Consider the following 18,762-nt stretch of genomic DNA (forward strand, 5'->3'; position numbering starts at 1 on the left):
GACTCCGGTGACTCAGTTCTGCACGCGCATCAACGCCATCGTGAGCTGCGCCACCGCCGCCGCCTGGGCTTCCTTGTTCTTCGACTGCTGGGCCTCGGCCACACGCTTGAGGAGGTCGCGAAGTTCGCGCTGACGCTCGGCCGACAGCAGCGGGAGCATCTGCTGGGCCTGGGCCACCAGCTGCGCCACCGGGTCCGCCTCCATCGCCCCGCCGCCGCCGGGCGCGGACGGGGCCGCCGCCGTGGGCACCGTGCCCGAGGCCACCTGCTCGGACAGCTTGAGGAGCCGCTTCTCGGTCAGCGTGTCCAGGCCCCGGTCCAGCTTGATCTGCTTCACCGTGTTCTTCTGAAGGTGGCGGATCTCCCCCTCGAAGATGCCGTCCGCGTTGAGCGCGAAGGTAATCTCGAACTGGTGGGCGCCCTTGGGCTCGGGCGTCAGGCCGTCGATGACCACCTGGCCCAGCATGGTGTTGAGCGACGACTTCGCGTTGTCGCCCTGGAACACCGGCACCAGGATGCTGGTCTGGTTGTCCTTCGCGGTGGCGTAGCCGCCCTTCACCACCCGGTGCGGGATGACGTGGTCCTTGGGGATGAGTGCGTCGTAGACGTCATCCACCAGGCCCACGCCCAGGGTGTGGCTCACCACATCCTTGATGTTGACGTTGGCGATGCCCTCGGGCACCGGCGAGGACCTGTCTATCTTCAGCTCGGCCGTGTCGCTGAGCTCCGGCGCGAGGCTGGGGTCGTAGTTGAGCGCCATCCGCGCGGCGCCCATGGCGACGATTTCATCCGGGTTCAGGTCGGACTTGACGGGCTTGCGGTACCGCTCGCGCAGCAGCCGCCCCACCGCGGGAATCTTGCTCGATCCACCCACGAGGATGAACGCGTCCACGTCATCCAGCGACAGGCCGTGCTTGCCCGCGGCGCTCTGCAGCGCCACGTCCACCTCCGCGAGCGTCTTCTCCAGCAGCGGGCGGGTCATCGCGTCGAACTCGTCGGGCGACAGCGTGTAGGACGCCTCGTCCACGCCGGGCAGCGGGTTGTCGAGGACGAGATCCTGCGGTGAGCCCTCGTTGCAGAGGTTGATCTTCAGCGCCTCGGCCTTGACGCGAATGCGGCCCACGGCCTTGGCGTCGCCGGAGCAGTCCCTGCCGTGCTGCTCGCGCAGCTTGCGCAGCGCCCAATCGACGAGCATCTGGTCGATGTCACCGCCGCCCAGGCGGGCGTTGCCGCCGGTGCCGAGCACCTCGGCGCTCTTCTCGTCCTCGATGCGGACCACCGAGACGTCGAAGGTGCCGCCGCCCAGGTCATAGACGACGAAGGTCTGCGGCTCGCCCGACTCCAACCCGTAGGCCACGGCCGCGGCGGTGGGCTCGTTGATGATGAGCCGCGGGTTCAGCCGGGCAATCTTCGCCGCCTCGCGGGTCGCGTTCTTCTGCGACTCCTTGAAGTAGGCCGGCACGGTGATGACCGCGTCGTGGATGGGCTCGCCAATCAGCCGCTCGGCGTTGGCCTTCAGCTCCTTGAGGATGTGGGCGGAGATGAGCTCGGGCTCGAACTCCTGGCCGGCGGCGCGGGCCATCTGCTTGCGGCCGCCCTCGGAGGAGTGCCCCATCATCCGCTTCACCTCGAAGATGACGCTGTTGGGGTCCCGCTCCAGCCGGGCCTTGGCGGCCTTGCCGACAGTCACCTTGCCGTCGCCGCCAATGTAGACGACCGAGGGCGTGGTGGGCTCATTCTGGCGATTGGGAAGGACCTTCACGTCTCGCTTGTCGTAGCTGTACGCCGCGACGACCGAGTACGTCGTGCCCAGATCGATACCGATGACGCGGTGATAGCTTCCCAATGAGCCCCCCTCGAAGCGAATTGGAGAGCGCAAAGACTCTCATTTTCCCGAGAGCTTGCCTAGCTCCTCGCCCTGGAGGGTTGGCCCGGCCCCAGGCGCGATTCCCACGCCGGTGCGCCCGCCTTCATCCGGCGCGTCCGCCTCGAAGGGAGCCAGCGCGCCCGCGAGCTCCGGGGAGATTCCGCCGGGCGCCCAGAGCGGGAGGCTGTCTGGCGAAGGCAGCGCCACGGTGGAGCCGAGCTCGTCCTGCAGCCACGCCGTCACCACGCCGAGTGCGTGACGTGGCTCCAGCCGGCGGTCGCCTGGCCCCCGCTGCACGGTGAGCAGCTCGTTCTGCGGGTGTTCCCGGTCATACGCGACCCGGGCCCTGGGGGTGCCAATCTCCGCTTCCAGCTTCTGCAGCCGGGCCATCTCCGCCTCCTCGGCACCGAACTGCTGCTGCCCTCGCGAGCGGCGCCGGGCAATGGCACTGGCGCGCCTGTCATTGAGCAGCGCCTTGATGTCCTCGGTGGAGGAGAGCGGCGACACGCCAAGCTGGGCGTACGCATTGTCAGGGTCAATCACTACCCGCGCGCGAGGGCGTGGGCGCTTGCGTCCGGATACGTCGCTCATCGGGCCTCCTCCTGAAGCGCGGCCAGGTCCTGGTCCAGCCTGGATTGCAGCTCGGCGAGCCGGGTCATCCCGGCCGCGCGCGCGGCGGTGAGCAGCGGCTCGACGACGTCCAGCGCCTCGGTGAGCGCGGCCACCGCCTCCTTGCGCTCGCCCTCACTCCGGTGCTTGTAGGCCTTCAACGCGAGGCAGAACGCGCGGCAGTAGGCCAGCTCCAGCTCCTGCTCCCGGCCCGGAGCGCGCGTGCTGGCAATCAGCTCGGCGGCGGCGTCCCTGTCGTCCTGGCGCAGCAGCCGGTTGATGACGGACAGCCGCTGGCGGAAGGCCAGCTCCGGGTAGCGCAGCAGCCACTCCCGGGCGGCCCCCTCCCTCGAGTGTTCGAGGCGCGCCACGGCGTGGTCCGCCTCGGCGAAGCGCTCCAGCCGCAGCGAGAGGAGCGCGCGCTGCCACAGGATGGCCGCCTCGCCCTCCGCGCCCTCGCCCGCCGCGTCCAGCGCCGCCAGCGCCGCCTCCAGCTTCCCCTGCCGCAGCAGCCGGCCCGACTCGGCCAGCGCCGCCGCGCTCTTCGCCTTCTGCTCCAGCAGCTCCAGCTTCCGGAGCATCACCTGCGCGTCACGCCCGGAAGGCGCGTGCAGCTCCGCCGCCAGCTCCGCCAGCCGGCGCGCGCGGGCGAGCGGCGTTGGCAGGGCGGCCGCATCCCGGAGCCGCGCCGCCCAGGGGGCCACGACGCCGAGAGCCGGAAGCGGGGCCGTCGCGCCCTCGCTGCCCAGCGTGCTCGCCGCCTCGGAGAGCTGGATGCGCACCAGCTCGAGCAGGCAGGCCTCGGGCTGCTTCAGCTCCGGCAGCGTCTGGGCCACCTCGCGCAGCGCGTCCGCGTGGGCGCCGCCCTGGAGCGCGTCCTCCACCGCGCGGCGGAGCTGCTCCAGCAGCGCCTCCTCCACGCACTGCGCGAGGGGCCGCAGCACGGCGAGGTGGAGGTGCCGCTCGCAGCGCGCGAGCGCCTGGCCGAAGCTCGCCTGCGCCGCCTCGGGCTGCCTCGCGGCGAGCAGGCACATGCCGCGCACGTAGTCGAGCGGGTATGGCGCGTCCTGCCCGGGCACGCCCTTCATGGCGTCCAGCGCGCCGCCCCGGGAGCCGGACAGGTACAGCTGCACCGCGGTGGGCGCCGGGCCCCAGAGCGCGCGCAGGCCGAGCAGCTCCAGGTTCAGCGCCCGCGCCCGGAGCTGGCCCTGCCGCGAGAGACACCGGGCAATGGCGCGCTCGGACCACTCCAGCGCGGCGTCGAAGTGCCCGCTGGCGGCGAGCGCGTGTGCCAGCTCCTCGTAGAGCTGGACCGAGGTGGGCAGCCGTTCAATCTCCGCCTCCAGCTCCTCGGCACGGCGCTCGGCGGGCGCCCCCGCCCGCGTCCCCTGCCCACCGGCCCGCCGCGCGCCCTTCCCCGCCGCCTTCTGCCGCTCGGCGAGGTGGTTCTGCAGCTCCTCCACGTGGCGCTGGTACGGGTTCTCCGTGCCGTGCGACAGCGCGTGGAAGCGGGACAGCGCCGCCTTGGCCTCCTCGAGGTAGTCGCCCCGGAGCGCGATGCGCGCCGCCCAGAACTCCACCCGCAGGCTCTGGGGGTTCGCCTTGCGGGCGCGGTCCACGCCCTCCAGCACCTGCTCCAGCTGCTCCTGCGTGGCGGCCGCCTCGAAGCGCTTCACCGCCAGGTTGAGCAGCACCTCCGCCGCGAGCCCCTCGGACAGCTCCCGGCGCTGCGCCTCGGACAGGCGCAGCTCGCGCTCGGGCTGGGCGAAGGTGTGCCGCACGTAGGCCTGGAGCACCTTCACCGTCCAGGACGGCGGCGACTCGTGGTCCGCGAGCACCGGTGCGAAGGTGGCCTCATCGAAGAAGGGCGCCTCGGCGCGGAGGAACTCCAGCAGCTCCTCCACCAGGTCCGGGCGCGCCGCGTCCGGCTCCCAGGCGCGGCACAGCAGCGCGAGGTCCGCGAACGACTCCAGGTGGCGCGCCCGGAGCGCCTGCACCTCCGGGCCGGCCCCCTCGCGCGTGTAGCGCGTGCGCAGGTCCTTCGCGAGCTCGCGCCAGCTCCCGGTGAGCATGTCCGCCAGGAGCCGCCCCTCTCCGTCGACGAGCACCGCCAGTGACTCGGCGCCCAGGGCCAGTCCCTCCAGGCGCGCGAGCGCCATCCTCGGGTCCTCGGGCCCCAGCAGGAAGCGCTCCGGCTCGGGCCCGAGCGCCAGGTGCTCGAACGTCAGCTCGGCGCGCCGGTGGTGCAGCCACTGGCGGAGCTGCTCTGGGTCCGTGTCGAGCCGCTGCTGGTTGACCTCCAGGCCGGGCTCCTCCCCCGCCTTCGCGTCGCTGGGACGGAAGACGCCGAGCCGGAGGGGCGCACCGCCCGCGGCCTCGGGCGTGAGCCGGGCCTGGCGGGCGAACATGCGGTGCGGGCGGGCCATGGCGAGCGCGCTCGCGGGGGTGAGCTGTCCCAGCAGGGCCAACCGGTAGTGGTGGCGCTCCAGGTCCTCCCAGGCGTCGTGGTACGCCTCGGCGTCGCCCATCAGCGTGAAGAGCGCCGCCCGGTTCTGTCGGTGGAGCGGCTCATGCGGCTCCATCCGGAGGCAGGCCTCCACCAGACGCAGCGCGGCCGGGTAGCGCTCGGCGGCCGCCTCCTCCACTGCGCGCCCGGTGAGCGCGGCCACGTACAGCCTGCGCACCGCCTTGCGCTCCGGCGCGTGCGCGTGGAGCCCGCGCAGCAGCTTCAGCCGGGAGCCGTCCTTGTCGACGGTGGCCGCGCGCTGGTTGAAGACGAGCAGCGCCAGCTCCTCCGCGCGCGAGCCGGGCGGCAGCGCCTCCAGCTCCGCCTCGAAGGACTCCAGCGGCGCCGAGCTCCAGGCGAGCGCGCGCCGCACCAGCGCCTCTTCCGGTGAGCCCTTCGGCAGCACCTTGCGCACCTCGAGCTGCTGCTCCACGGACCTGAGCAGCTCGGCCGGGCGCGACACCAGCGCCTTCACGAGCAGGTCCGCCCAGAGGCTCGCGAGGGAAGGCTCGCGCGGGAGCGACGAGAAGGCCTTCTCGATGCGCTTGGGCTGGCTGATGAGCTGCGCCTCGGCCTCGAGGAAGCGCGCGAGCGAGTGGCCGGCATGGAGCGACAGCACCGAGCCCGCGATGTTGGCGGCACGCCGGGCCTCGCCGCCGCGCAGCTCGGCCAGGGCCTTCAGGTAGCCGGGGAGCGGGAGTTCCCGCACGGAGGCCGGGAGGCGCTCCAGCACGGAGAGCGCCTCGGCATGGGCGCCAAACCGCAGGTGGTGCAGCACCACCCGCATCCGGTGCAGGGGGTTGAGCGGCTCCAGCTTCACCGCCCCGGCGAGCCAGCCCGCCGCGTCGGCGTAGTCACCGGAGCCGCGTGCCGCCAGCGCCAGCACCTCGGCCACCAGCTCCCGGGGAGTCCCCGTTCCCGGGGCCGCACTGCCCAGCGCCGCCAGCGCCGCCTGCCAGTTGACGTGGGCCGGATTCATGAGAGGTCCACCTGTTCGAGACACGCGCCTTCGGTGGCGCTCCATTTCACCGCCACCGCGCGCTCGGGAGCGGGGGCCGGATAGGCGAGCACCACGCCACCGGCGAGCACCTGACGCACCCGCCGCGAGGGCTGCACGGCATACAGCTCGCCGGTTACCGTCCACACCAGAACGCCGCCGTGCCCGGTGGCCCGCAGGCCCGCGATGGCCCCGGCGCCCCGCGGCAGTCCCACGCGGGAAGGCGAGCCGAGCTCCCCATCCAGCAGCCACAGCTCGCCCGGGTCGGTGAGGAGGCAATAGCCGGTGGCACCGCCCTGGAGCATCACGATGTCCCGGATGCCCTCGGGGAAGGCCATGGAAGGGGCCACCACCTTCTGCTCGTAGGGGTACACCAGGGCCGCGCGGGTGAGGCCCAGCACGCCGATGCGCTCGCCCCCGGCACGGAAGAGCGCCCAGGGTCCGTCCACCGGTGAGGTAGCCACCTCGCGCAGCACGCCGCCGGGCTCGACCGGCCAGGAGGTCATTCCGAGGGAGCCGTGCGAGCCCAGCACCGCGAGCCCATGCCCGGCCGTGGCCAGCGCCGTCACCGGCTCACCCACCGCGAGGACGCGAGTGTGGCCTCCCGGCTCCAGGCACGTGAGGTTCCCCGCGGCGTCCCCCATCACCGTGCCCGCCGCCGTCTCCACCAGCGCCAGCACCACCGGCTCGCCCGGCAGGTGCGTCCAGTGCCCATCGCGCAGGCGCGCCCGCTCCCCCGCGTAGGTGGCCACGAACAGCTCACCCTCCACCGTCACCAGCGCGGCGGAGTGCGGCTGGAGCCGCGCGGGCACGGAGCGCGGGCGCCCGTCCGCGCCCACCGGGAGCCACTCGCCCTCCTCGGTGCCGAGAAAACATCCATCCGGCGCATCGAGTGCCACCACGGGAGGGCCCTGGCAGTCGAGTCGAGGGGCGCCTCCGAAGGGTGGCACCGGGGCGGCAATGGGCATGGGAGGGCGCGTGGGAGGCATCCAGGTCCGGAACTATAGACAGGACGCGCGGCAAACCAGGAACAGGGGGCCCCGCGGGGCGAGGCCGTCAAAGAGGACTCCCCTCCCGCTGGCGGTGCCCGTTCCACCTGCTCACGCGCGGGCCAGGCAAGTGGATGGCTCGCACGGCCTCACTTGCCCGATGAGTGGTTCCTCACCCACCACTGAGCGCCTGGACGAGCTGCACGGCATCCGTCGGGCGCAGCGCGCGCTCCAGGTCGAACACCTGCTCGCCGTTCACGAAGAAGCGCATGTGCGGGCGCATCTGGTCCTGCTCGTTGACGACGCGGAAGCGCAGGCCCGGGTAGCGACGGTCGAGGTCGGCGAGCACTTCCGAGAGCGTGCCGCCTTCGGCTTCGACCTCGCTCCTGCGCGTGTACGAGAGGAGCGGACTGGGAATCAGCACCTTCATGACGCTCTCCCCTTCGGCTCAGGCCAGCTCGACGGCTTCCACCGCGTAGATTTCAGGGAGGTTCCGCGCGAGGCACGTCCACCGCTCGCCTTCGTCGCGGCTGCCCCACAGCTCACCGCTCGTGGTGCCGAAGTACAGGCCCACCGGGTCCAACGTGTCCACGCACATCGCCTGGCGCTTCACCGTCCACCAGGCCTGGCTCTCCGGGAACCCCGAGGCCAGGCGCTGCCAGCGCTTGCCTCCGTTGCGCGTGACGTACACGGAGGGCATTCCGCCCGGGCTGGTGCGCGGCCACACCGTCGTGCCGTCCATGGGGAAGACCCATGCCGTGTCCTCGTCACGCGGGTGCACCGCCATCGGGAAGCCGATGTCCCCGACGCGCCGGGGCATGTTCCGCCCGATGCGCGTCCACTCACTCGACGGCCGGTCGAGGCGATAGATGCCGCAGTGGTTCTGCTGGTAGAGCCGGTCGGGGTTGCTCGGACACAGGCGCACGCAGTGCGGGTCGTGAAAGCCCACGTTCGCCGGGTCGAAGCCTTCGACGACCTCCATGCCGCGCACGAGCGGCGCCCAGCTCCTGCCCGCGTCCGTCGACTCGTGCACGCCGCCGCTCGACATGGCCATGTAGAGGTGCGCGGCGTCGCGAGGGTCCACGATGACCGAGTGCAGCTTCGGCCCGTCCGGCGTGCCGTCCTGCTCGCCGCCCATCCATGCCCGGTACCGCGGGTGGTCGTTGAGCCCGGACACGGGCTCCCAGTTGACGCCTCCGTCCTCGGAGCGGAACAGCCCCTGCGGCGAGGTCCCCGCGTACCAGGCCTTCGGCTCGCTCGCGTGGCCGGGCGTGAGCCAGAAGGTGTGGTCGACGACGCGGCCCTTCTCGCCCTCCGGTGCCTTCGCGAAGGCCGGCGGACGCGCCGCCTCCTTCCACGTGCGCCCGAAGTCCATGGAGCGGAAGACGGTGGGCCCGAGGTGCCCCGTCTTCGCCGCCGCCAGGAGCGTGCGGCCATCGCGCGGGTCGAGCACGACGTGGCTGATGATGTGGCCAAGGAAGTGAGGCCCGTCCACGCGCCACGTCCGCCGTCTGGCATCGCCGTGATACAGCCACGCGCCCTTGCGCGTCGCGACGAGCACCAGCACGCGACCCTGGGCGCCGCGCCGTGGGGCGCGCTCCGTCGCCGCCTTCCGCTTCTTCAAACCCGCTGCGAGCTTCCGGGTGACGTCCATGAAGTGCTGCTCCTCCGTGGGGGCGGCGAAGGCGCCGTGTTCATCGAGAGCACGCAATGTAGAGGAACGGCACGGCCTCCAGAAGCGCGCGGCCGGGGTTCAAACGCCGTGAGAGCGGTGCGAGGATGCGGGCCGGAGGCGGTCCATGACCCGATGCGCCGTGCTCATCATGCTGCTCTGCGGCTGCGTGACATCCAAGGGAGGGCCCGAGATGGGAGACGACGTGACCGACAAGGAGCGTCGCCCGATGCGCAAGGGCGACCCGGAGCCCGTCTACGAGTTCGAACCGGGGCCGCCCGTCACCGACACGGCGGGCCTCACGGCCTGGCTCGAGGCCCACCGGGGAAAGCGTCTTCGGCTGCCCATCGTCATCGAGCTCGGAGCGCCGGGCCACCGCTTCGAGCGAGTGCGCGTCGGAGATGTCGAGCTGCGGGTGACGGACCTCGCGTTGGGCGTCCCGCTGAGCGAGCGAATCGCGCAGAAGTGCGGCCGGGAGGCGAGGCGCTGCGCGCTCTGGCTCGAGGGACGGTACGGCGAGACGCCGCCGTTCCCCGACCCCTTCCCTCAATACGAGGTGGTCAAGGTCGGTGAAGTCGTTGACGAGAAGACGGAGCTGAAGGCCGAGCGCGCGAAGTAGCGACCTAATGCGGGTTCTGCGGCACGCCGTCCGCAATCTCGTAGTAGTCGCCCTTGTCTGCCACGTGGATGTGCATCGCCAGCCGGGTGTCGGTGGGCAGGTCGAATGCGCCCATGGCGATGGAAATCGTGTCCTTGTGAATCGGGTCCCAGAAGAGTGAAGAGCCGCAGGTGGAGCAGAACCCTCGTCGCACCTTTTCGGAAGAGCGGAACCAGGTGAGCTTGTCGGCACCGTGAAGCGTCAGGGCGGCACGGGCAACGTCGGTGGACGCCCAGAAATGACCTGACTGCTTGCGGCATTGCGAGCAATGGCAGGCATCGGGCGGATGCAGGTGACCGGAGACCTCGAAAGTAACGGCCCCGCAAAGGCAGGATCCTTTGTGCATGGCGCACTCCTTTCTTCGTCGCAGAGGCGAGCTGAGCTTCAAACGGGGTGGTTGTCCAACGGCCCTCGGCGACTCCGCGCGGGCGTCACCACTCCCGCGGCCACGGGTACGCCTCTATCTTCTCGGCGAGCGCGTCGCGCGTAGGCGCCTCGATGAACACGCGGCCCGTCGGCTTGCCGAGCGCGTAGTGCTGCTCCGGCATCCACATGCCCCTCTCGGCCATGGCGACCCTGGCGGCCGCCTCGGCTTCACCGGTATCGACGACCAGCTCCCGCACCCGGAAGACGCCGTCCTGCGCGAGGACGGCGACGAACGGGTGCGGTGAGCCGAAGGAGAACGGCAGCTTTCCCGCGCGAAGCAGCGCGAGCACGTGATTCCTGCCAAGCGGGGCGACGGGGGCCATGCGCCACGACATACCACCGGCTCGGAGGAGCCGCCCCCCAGGGCGTCGCTCGTCTCGCCTCCCCTCGCGCGGAAGGACGGCGCCAGTCGTCCGACGCACCTCGTCGCGCAGCCGGACCGGCGTCCTGACCCTCCGGGCAGGCCAGAGGCCGAAGGCTCGCCTGTCCGCTCGCCTGCTCATCGGGAGAGCGGCAGTGCCTAGGCGACGAACCGTGCCCATGTTCCCTCCAACGGACTTCAGGAGGGATGAGATGTCTTTGGAAACGATTCTGTTGTGGGCGGTCATTGGCCTCATCGCGGGATGGCTCGCGTCGGCCGTGGTGGGCGGGGGCTACGGCGTCATTGGCGACATCGTGGTGGGCGTGGTGGGCGCGTTCCTCGGCGGGTTCATCTTCCGGGCGCTCGGCACGGGGGCGCCCTTCGGTGGGCTCGCGGGAACCATCTTCGTGGCCTTCATCGGAGCGGTGGTGTTGCTACTGGTGCTCAGACTCATCCGCTCGTCCACGGTCCGCAGAGCCTGACGCGCGCCGGCCTCGCCCACTCATGCCCGGGCCCGACTTCCAGGACTCTACGTCATAGCCTGCTATTCCAGTGTTAAGCTGGCGGGGCTGTTCACCCCAAGCAGGAGCGACCCATGCAGGCAAAGAAGCTCATCCGCGGTGTGCTGCTGGCGGCAGGACTCCTCGCGGCCGGCTGTGGCGGCGCCGAGGCGGACATGGACGCGGTGGAAGACGCGTCCAACCTCGAGTCCCGCGAGGATGCGGTGATCTGGTGCAGCGACAAGAACTGGCGGGTCAACTTCTACGCCGAGCCCGAGCTCATCAACGTCGTCGGTTACATCCAGTGCCGGTGCTGGCAGCCGCGAATCGACAGCGGCATCGTCACGAACTACCAGAAGCTCGTCAGCGAGTTCACCTGCTCCATCGAATAGCAACTGGAGCGCGTCTTCGAAAGCAAGCCCCCCGTGGCACCTTGTCGGCGCCACGGGGGCTTCGCTGCCCAACGCAGGGCGCGAACCAGCTCCAGCCTCAGTCCCCCGGATTGAGGAACAGGTTGACCACGGGGTCATTGCTGGAGTTCCAGCCCAGCACGCCGACGTACATTCCCCTGCGGCCCCCGGTATCGGTCTGCGCGTCGAAGCCCGTCGGGCACGGGCTGCTGCCGCACAGCCAGCCGTGGAAGAAGATGCGCTGTCCGCCGTCGAGCGCCGCCGCGATGTCCGCGCCGCCGGGACCGCACACCCCATCCGTGCTTCCGGGCGTGAGCAGCGTGTGCTGGGTGACGGTGTTGAAGGCATTGGCGGCCAGGCTGGAGGCCCGCATCCAGATGCTCTCGTAGCTGCACTTGTTATACGGGCCGCGCGAGGCGAACAGGATGTAGGAGCCGGCCCGCTTCACGACGACGGGGTTCTCCACGATGCGGTCGGAGCGGAGCAACTGGCGGCTGGTGGCGCCGCTGAACACGTGGGTGCCGGCCGCGTTGAGCCGGACGACGCGCAGCGACGACGGCAGCTGCTGCGTCTTGTAGAGCAGGTAGCGCGTGCCATCGCTGTCCTTGAAGCCGGACGGGTCGATGACACCGGCGGTGGAGATGGGGCGGCCCGGGACGGTGTCGTCCGCCGTGGGGGTGCTGGCCAGCCCCGGGCAGACCAGCGGCCCGCCGGAGACCGGGGTGAATGGCCCCAGGGGCGTGCTGGCGGTGGCCGCTCCGATGCAACGCTGGCCACTGTCCAGCCCGTCGACCGGGGCGGCGAAGTAGAGCACCCACTCGTTCGCGCCGATGCGCTCGAGGTCCGGGGCCCACATGCCGCTGCTGGTGGCCCAGGAGGGCTTCGCACTGAGGGCCGGCCCCTGGGACGTCCAGGGCCCGGAGGCGATGTCGCCCAACGCCGAGGGGACGTTGCTGCCGGTCGCCATGCCGTAGAACTGGCCGCTCTCGCTCGTCACGGAGGGGTCGGGGAACCCGTTGGTGGGTGCGTAGACCGGCAGCGGCGGCGCGGCCCAGGCGGGGATGGCACTCCCCAGGGAGGCGGCGAGGACGACGGCTGCGGTGGGGGTGCTGGCCATCACCAGCCGGCAGAGGGAACGGACAGCGGCGGAGCATCGCTTCATGGGAGCCTCCAGAGGGGTCTTCGCCTTCCTGGAGGGAAGTCCCTCCCCGGAATCTCACTCAAAATGAACACGCCGAATTTTTGAGATTCTTGCGAGTCCGCGCCCTCCGAGGAGCATGCGGGCGCGCACCGAAAAGGGAGGGCTTCCGATGCGGTACGGGCTCGTCGCCGGAGGTGCCTTGCTCCTGCTGCTGGCGCTCCTCGGGGTCGCCTTCATGTCCGGCGGCTCCGCTGGACGAAGGACGTCCGCGGAGGCGCGGGTGCCTGGCACCGCTACGGGCCCGGGCTCCTCGGCGACAGACCTGACGGACAGTGAGAGCGCCGTGCTGAGCGGCCAGGTCCAGGATGCCCTTGGCAGACCCGTGGCCGCCCAGGTGCTTGCCTTCGAGGCCGGGCCGACGGAGACACAGGAGGACCTGGAGCGACGCGTGGCTTCGGGGGCGCTGGAGACACCCGCACGGGCCACCACCCCCACGGGCCCGGACGGGGCCTTCGCGCTGCGGGTGCCCGAGGGCCGCTACCACCTGCTGGCCGAGGTGGGCGGACGCCCCGCGGCGCTCGCGATGGAGGTGCAGCCAGGCCCTTCCTGGGTGCGCCTGGTGGTGACGGACGGTGAGCGTCTGAAAGGCCAGGTGGTGGACGCGGTGGGTGGGGTGGCCCGGGCCCGCATCACCGTGATGAGCCTCGCGCCCGTGCGGCTCCTGCGGGAGGTGGAGAGCGACGAGACGGGCGCCTTCGAGGTGGACGGGCTGCTCCTCCAGGCGCGCTATGCCGTGTGGGCCCGCGCGGCGGCCCATGGCGAGCGGGTGCTGCTCGTTCCCGCGTCCAGGCCCGCCACCGTGTCGCTGCCCTGCGCGCTGCGCGTGGAGGGACGGGTGCTCGAGCGTGGCGTTGCAGCACCAGGGGCGAGGGTGACGTCGCAAGCAGGAGGCCCGGAGGCGCGGGCCGACGGCGCGGGACGCTTCGTGCTGGAGGGGCTCGACTGCGGACGCGCCGAATTGCGCGCCGAGAGCGCCACGGGCGTGGGCCAGCGGGTGCTGGAGCCGCTGAGCAAGGACACCTCGGGAATCGACGTGGAGTTGGAGGCGGCGGGCGGGCTCCACGTGCGGGTGGTGGAGGCCGGCTCGGACCGGGAGCTCGCAGGCGCGAGCGTCCAGTCTCCCACCGCGCCGGAGGCCCGCTGGCGCGAGGAGGGCGTGGGCCACTTCCGGGCCGCGCCGCTGCTGCCGGCCCCCCAGGTCCTCATCGTCCGGGCGCCGGGCCATGGGGCCGTGCAACGGACCGTCACGGTGGACATAGGCACCGTGACGGAAGTCGAGGTCGCGCTGCCGCTGGAGGCCGTGCTGGCGGGCCGCGTGCTCGGACCCGAGGGGCTCGGATTGGAGGGCGCGCGAATCGAGCTCATGGGGCCCGGGCGCGGCGGGGCGGCGGAGGTGCGCACGGGCGCGGATGGGCGCTTCGAGGTGCGTGAGCTCACGGGGGACACCTATGACTTGCGCGTCGAGCGCTCGGGGTATCTCCCCGTGGCACGGGAGGTCCGGCTGCCCCAGAGCGAGCCGCTGCAGCTGTCCCTGTCGCCCGCGGCGGCGGTGGCCGTGAAGGTGTACGGCGCGCGCGGGGCGCCCGTGGAGGAAGCGTCTGTCTCGCTCTCGCTGGTGGGCGAGGGGCGCGGGGAGACGGTGCGGGAGGAAGGCACGGACGCCCGGGGCGGCGTCCACTTCGGGGGGCTCGTTCCGGGCAGCTACATCGCGAAGGTGCGGGCCCCGGGCTATCTCACGTCCGAGCCCGTCCCGGTGGAGGCGTGGGACGAGGAGGCCGTGCCCGTCACGCTGGTGCTGCGCGAGGGCCTCACGCTGTCCGGCCGCGTCCGGGATGAGCGGGGACTGCCCATCGGTGAGGCGGAGGTGGGCGTCCTGGAGGAGGGAACGAGCGTGGGCGGCGTCCTCACGGATGCCCAGGGTCGCTTCACCCTGTCGGGCCTGGTTCCGGGACGACTGCGACTGCGGGTGGAGAAGCTCGGCCATCCGCCGCGAGACGTGGAGGTGGTGGTGCCCGCGACGAATGTGGAGGTGATGATGGAGGGCTCGGGCGCGGGGGATTGAGTCGAGCTCCTCCCAGGAAAAGCCCCGGGAGGAGCTCACGCGTCGAAGCCGTCCTCAGTTCGACAGCTGCGAGCGCTTCACCACCGTCGTAGAGACGGTGACGCCCGCGCCGGTGATGGTCGAGCGCTGCTGGGGGTTGTTGATGACCTTGAGCGTGACGGTGGGGTCCGCCAGCGTCGTGTTGAACTCCATGATGCCGAAGCTGTACTCCGCCGGGTCGGCGGAGACGCCAATGCCAGACGAGGTGATCTCCCACAGCGGGTAGCCCCCCGAGGGCGTGCGCTGGGTGACCAGGCTCCGGTGGATGTCACCCGTCACGAAGAGCACTCCGCCAATCTTGTTCTCGACGATGTGGTCGAAGAGCGCCTGCTTCTGGGTTCCCCAGCACTCACTGCCCAGGGTGGAGCCATTCACAATCACCTTGAAGGTCGCCTTCGAGGCCAGCAGCGAGGTCTTCAGCCAGCCGAACTGCGTCGCGCCGTACATCTTCGGCGAGTACCCCGCGGGCATGGACCTGGGGCAGTCGCGTCCCCAGCGGTCATCCATCATGAAGAACTCCACGCCGCCGACCGCGTTCGCATCCCCGGCCCAGGTGAACTTGTAGTTGATGCCGTCTCCGGCGAACTCGGGGTGGGGATAGAGGGCCGCGTACACCGAGCGGGACAAGTCCTTCTGGGCGAAGGTGCCATCCTCGTCGTTCGGGCCGTAGTCATGGTCATCCCAGGTGGCGAACGTCGGGAAGGCGCGGAAGACGTTCGTGAACTGCGGCACCGCGCGCTGCTGGAAGTACTTGAACCAGTAGTGGTCCTTCGTAGGGGGGCTCTGCGTCGTGTACATGTTGTCCCCCGAGAGAATCTGGAAGTTGGCCTCTCCCGTGTTGAGCTGCTCGTGCATGATGTCCCACGAGGGCTGGCTCGGATTCTTCTCGCCGTTCATGCAGGACGCGACGCCGACCTTGAAGCGCGCCGGCCCATCCGGCTCGGTGATGAAATAGAAGCCACCGCGCTCGGTGGTGCTGCCCGCGGCGAAGATTCCATAGTGATACTTCGTGTTTGGCTTCAGGCCCTCGACCACGCCCTTCCAGGCGCGGAAGCCGCCGCCGGTTCCCGTCTCCGTCATCTCCACCGTGGACACCCAGCAGGTCTCACAGGCGGACGCCTCGCGGGCGCGCAGGGTCAGCTTCTCACTGGTCGCGTCCCCGTAGGAATCAGCGGTGCCCACCCAGATGCTCGCGCCGGTCTGCCAGGCACGGCCCACGAAGGGGACTCGCACGAGGGGCGCGGCGAAAGCATGCGCGAGGGTGGGAACCACGAGGCCGATGGCCACGAACACACCCAGCAGCACGCCGGGCACGGAATTCTTTATCATTATTGTCTCCTCTGGCAGCGCAGGCGTGCCCAAGGGGGTGGCAACGCCTGTCGAAGGGAGGTCTTCTCCCGCGCAAGAGAGGGCCCGCACCCGCCCGTCATCTTGAAAAAAGAATAATCGCTGCTTTTTGCCCGTCGCCCCGGACAGCCTCTGCGGGGTGTCAGCTGACGGGGAGCCGCTCCAGCTCGGCCCGCGCCTCCGCGACTCCGGAGTGGGCCGCCTGCGCCAGGAAGCGGCGCGCCAGTTCCACGTCACGCCCAAGACCGCCCCCAGCCGGGCGTGGGGCCGGGATGGGGACCGCACCGCCGAGAACTGCGCCAGTCCGTTGCGTTGCCAGATTTGAAACCACCCGAGGAGGACTGCCATGGAGCAGTCGGTCGATAGGCTCAATTCCTTCCTGAGGGAGGAGAGCACCGCCGTCGAGGCCTACAAGCGCGTGTTGAGCGTGGTGAAGAGCCCGAAGGCCAGGGAAGGACTCGACGCCTGCTACCGGGACCATCAGGGCCGCGTGGAGGAACTCAAATCCTTCATCGAAGCGCATGGCGTCACGCCCAGGGAGGTCCCCAGCCGCAAGGGCTTCGGACGCATCCCGGGAATGACGGAGGCCATCCCAGACCGCAGCGTGGTGGACATCCTGGAGGAGGGGGAGCAGTTCGAGCTCCAGGACTACGAGCGCTACCTGAACGAGCTCGACGCCGAGGATCGCCGCTTCGTCGAGGAGCGCCTGCTCCCGGCACAGCGCGCCACGCTGGAGCGGCTCCGGGCCGTCAGGCAGGTCCTGCACTGAACGAGGTGCGCAAGCAGCTCGTGGAGCGCGAGGTGGGGCAGCAGCCGGGCGAGTCACCCCAGGCCTGACGCCGAGCGTGCCTCGCCCCACGGGACCGGGCTTCATCCGTCCGGCCAGGCAGGCCACCCACACCCCGCCTCCTCCGGGAGAAGGCTGGGGTGAGGGTGTCGCGCCCCACTGCGGGTGTCCGTGCTACGGGCTCGGCGGCGTGGTCGGGTGCTCGCCCTGAGACTTCTGCTCCACCTCCTGGGCCTTGTCGCCAGTGAGGACTTCAATCTTGGAGGTCTTCTCGGCGCCGGTGGCCGGCTCGAAGGAGACCCGCACCGGGGTTCCCTCGGAGAGCTGGCTCAGCTCCATCCGCTGACCATTGCGCTCAATCTTGGTATCGGCGCCGACCTTGAACCAGGCGACAGGCTCGTTGGGATTGTTGGCGTCGGCCACGGCGATGTTCTCGCCCTGCACTTTCGTGACGAGGCCGTCCCGGTGCTGGCTGACGCCGGGCAAGGCGGCGCCGACGTCCTTGCCCGCTTCCTTGGTACCTGCGCAACCGATGCCGAAACCCAGTGCGCCCAGCGCACCGAGGAGCACCACCGTCTTTCGAGTTCTCATGTCGTCCAGCTCTTTCCGGGGAGGGGAATCCCCTGACCCCTGGCAAGCTGGGGCGCGGCGGCCTCAGGTTTCAACGGTGGCACCAGGGGGTGGACGCCCAGCTGGTCGGCCGGGGCTTGAACAGGCTGCCGGCAACGCGAACGACCTGGTCCGAAGCCTCCTACGCCTTGCGAATCCCCACGACCTCTCCGTAGCCGCCGGGGATGAAGAAGTCGTGCATCTCCATGCCCATGATGCGCAGCGCGGTGGTCACCGCGTCCGCGGACCTGGGCACGCGCTTCGAGGGCTGACCGTTCTCCTCGATGAGGTCCACCGGGACGCCGAGCCCGCGCGGGGTATACGAGCCCACCTGCCGATTGCCGGCCACGTTTCCGCCCGCGAAGCACACCGAGGTGAAGGGGTGGTGGTCATCCGGCAGGGCGTAGGTGCCGTCGCCTCCGCGCGAGGCCCAGCTGCGGCCGAACTCGCTCATCACCAGCACGAGCGTGTCATCCAGCAGCGTCTTGCCCGGCTTGCCCGGAGCAGGCGTGGCCTTGAGCTCGCCCATGAAGCGCGCGACGCAGTCCATCAGGCCGCGGCCGTGCGCGCAGCTGTAGCCATGCCCCAGGCCGTTGTGGGTATCGAAGTCGAGCTGCAGCGAGACGTGCACCGAGGTGCAGAGGTCCGACTTGAGCAGGCGCAGCGCGAGGTCCATCCGAGGGTCGAGCCCGGTGAGGTGGAAGTTCGCGCCGCCGAAGGTGTAGGTGAATGACTGGTTCGACAGGTAGCTCGCCAGGTACGCGGGACGGTTCGTCTTCAGCGCGTCGATGCCCTTCGTCCCCTCCAGCACGGACACGACATCCGTCGCGAGCACGCGCGAGACGGATGACAGCGAGCCATGCAGGCCCTCGAGGTAGTTGTCCACCTTCGCCGTCGAGCTGCCCATCAACTGCTGGGCGCGCGAGAGCGAGAAGCGCTCCACCGTGGTCGTCTTCAGGGTGCCCCCGGTGGGCCGACCGCGCGCGTCCAGCTCCGGGCCTTCGGTGCGCGCATCGAGCCCCGTCCACCAGGGGTTGTCCGCGGGCTTCGCGGAGAGCATCGGCTTGAGCGCCTCGATGGACGGAACGCGAACGGGCGAAGCGTGCGAGGGCAGCCCCATCCCGAGCGGCGTGCCGCGCTCGCCGCTGACGACCACGAATGGCAGCGGCCTGCTCTCGCGATGCTTCTCGAACAGGTGATTCGCGATGACCGAATGGACGGCGGGCGCCCGGAAGTCCGCCCCGGCGACGCCGCACATCGCGGAGATGAACGCGCTCGAGTGGTCGTTGGTGCCCTGGTCGATGCCGTGCAGCACGCTCAACTGCTCATGCAGCGCGTAGTGCGAGAAGCCGTACATCAGCGGGCTGAAGGCGCCGCGCGCGGCGGGGTCCTGGGGGTTCCACGACTGCCAGGTCCGCAGCGGCTTGTAGGGGCCATTCGACGGCGCGAGGTTCACCACCTTGCCCGCGTCGAAGAAGACGGGCTCGCCGTTGTAGTTGGAGGGCGCCGGGACGCAGAGCGGAATCTCCGCGTCTTCCATGGGCGTGAAGTAGTACGCCGGCCGGTAGCCACCCGGGATGTAGAGCACCGCGAGCCGTGAGGGCACGTCGAGGTCCGCGGCGTGCGCGGTGCCCGAGCCGAGGAGCCCCGCGCGCTCGAGGAGCGCGAACTGTCCCGCGCCAAGGGCCCACTTGAGCAGCGTCCGACGAGAGGTGTTCGTCAT

The 18,762-nt window shown here is 70.7% G+C and carries 17 protein-coding genes; 5 read left to right on the top strand and 12 right to left on the bottom strand.

Features of this window, described 5'->3' with window-relative positions; genetic code table 11:
- Positions 1-12 precede the first annotated feature (12 nt).
- The 6 genes from G4D86_RS19890 to G4D86_RS19915 form a co-directional block, all read right to left on the bottom strand.
- Positions 13-1,845 (bottom strand): Hsp70 family protein, encoded by a 1,833-nt coding sequence (locus G4D86_RS19890; protein WP_163995577.1) that lies wholly within the window; start codon positions 1,843-1,845, stop codon positions 13-15.
- Positions 1,846-1,884: 39 nt separating this feature from the next.
- On the bottom strand, positions 1,885-2,457 hold the full coding sequence (locus tag G4D86_RS19895) for a hypothetical protein (RefSeq protein WP_163995578.1): 573 nt from the start codon (positions 2,455-2,457) through the stop codon (positions 1,885-1,887).
- Positions 2,454-5,960 carry a hypothetical protein gene (locus G4D86_RS19900; RefSeq protein ID WP_163995579.1) on the bottom strand — a complete coding sequence of 1,169 codons (3,507 nt, stop codon included), beginning with the start codon at positions 5,958-5,960 and terminating at the stop codon, positions 2,454-2,456. The genes G4D86_RS19895 and G4D86_RS19900 overlap by 4 nt, the downstream gene beginning before the upstream one ends.
- On the bottom strand, positions 5,957-6,946 hold the full coding sequence (locus G4D86_RS19905) for a hypothetical protein (protein WP_163995580.1): 990 nt from the start codon (positions 6,944-6,946) through the stop codon (positions 5,957-5,959). Before G4D86_RS19905 ends, G4D86_RS19900 begins: the two co-directional genes overlap by 4 nt.
- A gap of 193 nt (positions 6,947-7,139) precedes the next feature.
- Positions 7,140-7,397: a MoaD/ThiS family protein gene (locus G4D86_RS19910; RefSeq protein WP_163995581.1), complete on the bottom strand. Its 258-nt coding sequence runs from the start codon at positions 7,395-7,397 to the stop codon at positions 7,140-7,142.
- A gap of 18 nt (positions 7,398-7,415) precedes the next feature.
- The gene (locus G4D86_RS19915) at positions 7,416-8,621 is read right to left on the bottom strand and encodes a beta propeller repeat protein (protein ID WP_205519646.1); all 1,206 of its coding nucleotides are present in this window, start codon (positions 8,619-8,621) and stop codon (positions 7,416-7,418) included.
- 145 nt (positions 8,622-8,766) lie between these two features.
- Here G4D86_RS19915 and G4D86_RS19920 point away from each other — a divergent pair, with 145 nt between their 5' ends.
- Positions 8,767-9,258, top strand: coding sequence for a hypothetical protein (locus G4D86_RS19920; protein WP_163995582.1), 492 nt, complete (start codon positions 8,767-8,769; stop codon positions 9,256-9,258).
- Between the two features lie 4 nt (positions 9,259-9,262).
- On the opposite strand, the gene G4D86_RS19925 is transcribed toward G4D86_RS19920, so the two are convergent.
- Together G4D86_RS19925 and G4D86_RS19930 are read right to left on the bottom strand one after the other, a co-directional pair.
- The gene (locus G4D86_RS19925) at positions 9,263-9,643 is read right to left on the bottom strand and encodes a GFA family protein (RefSeq protein ID WP_163995583.1); all 381 of its coding nucleotides are present in this window, start codon (positions 9,641-9,643) and stop codon (positions 9,263-9,265) included.
- An 85-nt stretch (positions 9,644-9,728) separates the two neighbouring features.
- Positions 9,729-10,013, bottom strand: coding sequence for a hypothetical protein (locus G4D86_RS19930; protein ID WP_163995584.1), 285 nt, complete (start codon positions 10,011-10,013; stop codon positions 9,729-9,731).
- A gap of 283 nt (positions 10,014-10,296) precedes the next feature.
- On the opposite strand from G4D86_RS19930, the gene G4D86_RS19935 reads away from it, so the two are divergent.
- Together G4D86_RS19935 and G4D86_RS19940 are read left to right on the top strand one after the other, a co-directional pair.
- The gene (locus G4D86_RS19935) at positions 10,297-10,566 is read left to right on the top strand and encodes a GlsB/YeaQ/YmgE family stress response membrane protein (protein WP_163995585.1); all 270 of its coding nucleotides are present in this window, start codon (positions 10,297-10,299) and stop codon (positions 10,564-10,566) included.
- A gap of 113 nt (positions 10,567-10,679) precedes the next feature.
- Positions 10,680-10,976 (top strand): hypothetical protein, encoded by a 297-nt coding sequence (locus G4D86_RS19940; RefSeq protein WP_163995586.1) that lies wholly within the window; start codon positions 10,680-10,682, stop codon positions 10,974-10,976.
- Between the two features lie 97 nt (positions 10,977-11,073).
- On the opposite strand, the gene G4D86_RS19945 is transcribed toward G4D86_RS19940, so the two are convergent.
- Positions 11,074-12,156: a glycoside hydrolase family 43 protein gene (locus G4D86_RS19945; RefSeq protein ID WP_163995587.1), complete on the bottom strand. Its 1,083-nt coding sequence runs from the start codon at positions 12,154-12,156 to the stop codon at positions 11,074-11,076.
- Between the two features lie 148 nt (positions 12,157-12,304).
- Here G4D86_RS19945 and G4D86_RS19950 point away from each other — a divergent pair, with 148 nt between their 5' ends.
- Positions 12,305-14,257, top strand: coding sequence for a carboxypeptidase-like regulatory domain-containing protein (locus G4D86_RS19950; protein ID WP_163995588.1), 1,953 nt, complete (start codon positions 12,305-12,307; stop codon positions 14,255-14,257).
- Positions 14,258-14,311: 54 nt separating this feature from the next.
- Here the strand turns inward: G4D86_RS19950 and G4D86_RS19955 are convergent, their stop codons facing one another.
- Entirely contained in the window at positions 14,312-15,625 is a 1,314-nt protein-coding gene (locus G4D86_RS19955; RefSeq protein WP_163995589.1) for an alkaline phosphatase D family protein, read from the bottom strand.
- A 364-nt stretch (positions 15,626-15,989) separates the two neighbouring features.
- Here G4D86_RS19955 and G4D86_RS19960 point away from each other — a divergent pair, with 364 nt between their 5' ends.
- Entirely contained in the window at positions 15,990-16,412 is a 423-nt protein-coding gene (locus tag G4D86_RS19960) for a ferritin family protein (protein WP_163995590.1), read from the top strand.
- Positions 16,413-16,604: 192 nt separating this feature from the next.
- On the opposite strand, the gene G4D86_RS19965 is transcribed toward G4D86_RS19960, so the two are convergent.
- Both G4D86_RS19965 and G4D86_RS52165 read right to left on the bottom strand, forming a co-directional pair.
- A complete protein-coding gene (locus tag G4D86_RS19965) occupies positions 16,605-17,021 on the bottom strand; it encodes a hypothetical protein (RefSeq protein ID WP_163995591.1) in 417 nt (138 codons plus the stop codon).
- Between the two features lie 160 nt (positions 17,022-17,181).
- Positions 17,182-18,762, bottom strand: coding sequence for a DUF1501 domain-containing protein (locus G4D86_RS52165; RefSeq protein WP_205519647.1), 1,581 nt, complete (start codon positions 18,760-18,762; stop codon positions 17,182-17,184).

The sequence above is a fragment of the Pyxidicoccus caerfyrddinensis genome (assembly GCF_010894405.1).
GTDB lineage: Bacteria > Myxococcota > Myxococcia > Myxococcales > Myxococcaceae > Myxococcus > Myxococcus caerfyrddinensis.

Coding starts and splice junctions, on each gene's coding strand:
- G4D86_RS19910 (WP_163995581.1), bottom strand. CDS start 7,397: ATGAAGGTGCTGATTCCCAGTCCGCTCCTCTCGTACACGCGCAGGAGC.
- G4D86_RS19905 (WP_163995580.1), bottom strand. CDS start 6,946: ATGCCCATTGCCGCCCCGGTGCCACCCTTCGGAGGCGCCCCTCGACTC.
- G4D86_RS19965 (WP_163995591.1), bottom strand. CDS start 17,021: ATGAGAACTCGAAAGACGGTGGTGCTCCTCGGTGCGCTGGGCGCACTG.
- G4D86_RS19945 (WP_163995587.1), bottom strand. CDS start 12,156: ATGAAGCGATGCTCCGCCGCTGTCCGTTCCCTCTGCCGGCTGGTGATG.
- G4D86_RS19955 (WP_163995589.1), bottom strand. CDS start 15,625: ATGATAAAGAATTCCGTGCCCGGCGTGCTGCTGGGTGTGTTCGTGGCC.
- G4D86_RS19925 (WP_163995583.1), bottom strand. CDS start 9,643: ATGCACAAAGGATCCTGCCTTTGCGGGGCCGTTACTTTCGAGGTCTCC.
- G4D86_RS19900 (WP_163995579.1), bottom strand. CDS start 5,960: ATGAATCCGGCCCACGTCAACTGGCAGGCGGCGCTGGCGGCGCTGGGC.
- G4D86_RS19940 (WP_163995586.1), top strand. CDS start 10,680: ATGCAGGCAAAGAAGCTCATCCGCGGTGTGCTGCTGGCGGCAGGACTC.
- G4D86_RS19915 (WP_205519646.1), bottom strand. CDS start 8,621: ATGGACGTCACCCGGAAGCTCGCAGCGGGTTTGAAGAAGCGGAAGGCG.
- G4D86_RS19920 (WP_163995582.1), top strand. CDS start 8,767: ATGACCCGATGCGCCGTGCTCATCATGCTGCTCTGCGGCTGCGTGACA.
- G4D86_RS19950 (WP_163995588.1), top strand. CDS start 12,305: ATGCGGTACGGGCTCGTCGCCGGAGGTGCCTTGCTCCTGCTGCTGGCG.
- G4D86_RS52165 (WP_205519647.1), bottom strand. CDS start 18,762: ATGACGAACACCTCTCGTCGGACGCTGCTCAAGTGGGCCCTTGGCGCG.
- G4D86_RS19895 (WP_163995578.1), bottom strand. CDS start 2,457: ATGAGCGACGTATCCGGACGCAAGCGCCCACGCCCTCGCGCGCGGGTA.
- G4D86_RS19935 (WP_163995585.1), top strand. CDS start 10,297: ATGTCTTTGGAAACGATTCTGTTGTGGGCGGTCATTGGCCTCATCGCG.
- G4D86_RS19960 (WP_163995590.1), top strand. CDS start 15,990: ATGGAGCAGTCGGTCGATAGGCTCAATTCCTTCCTGAGGGAGGAGAGC.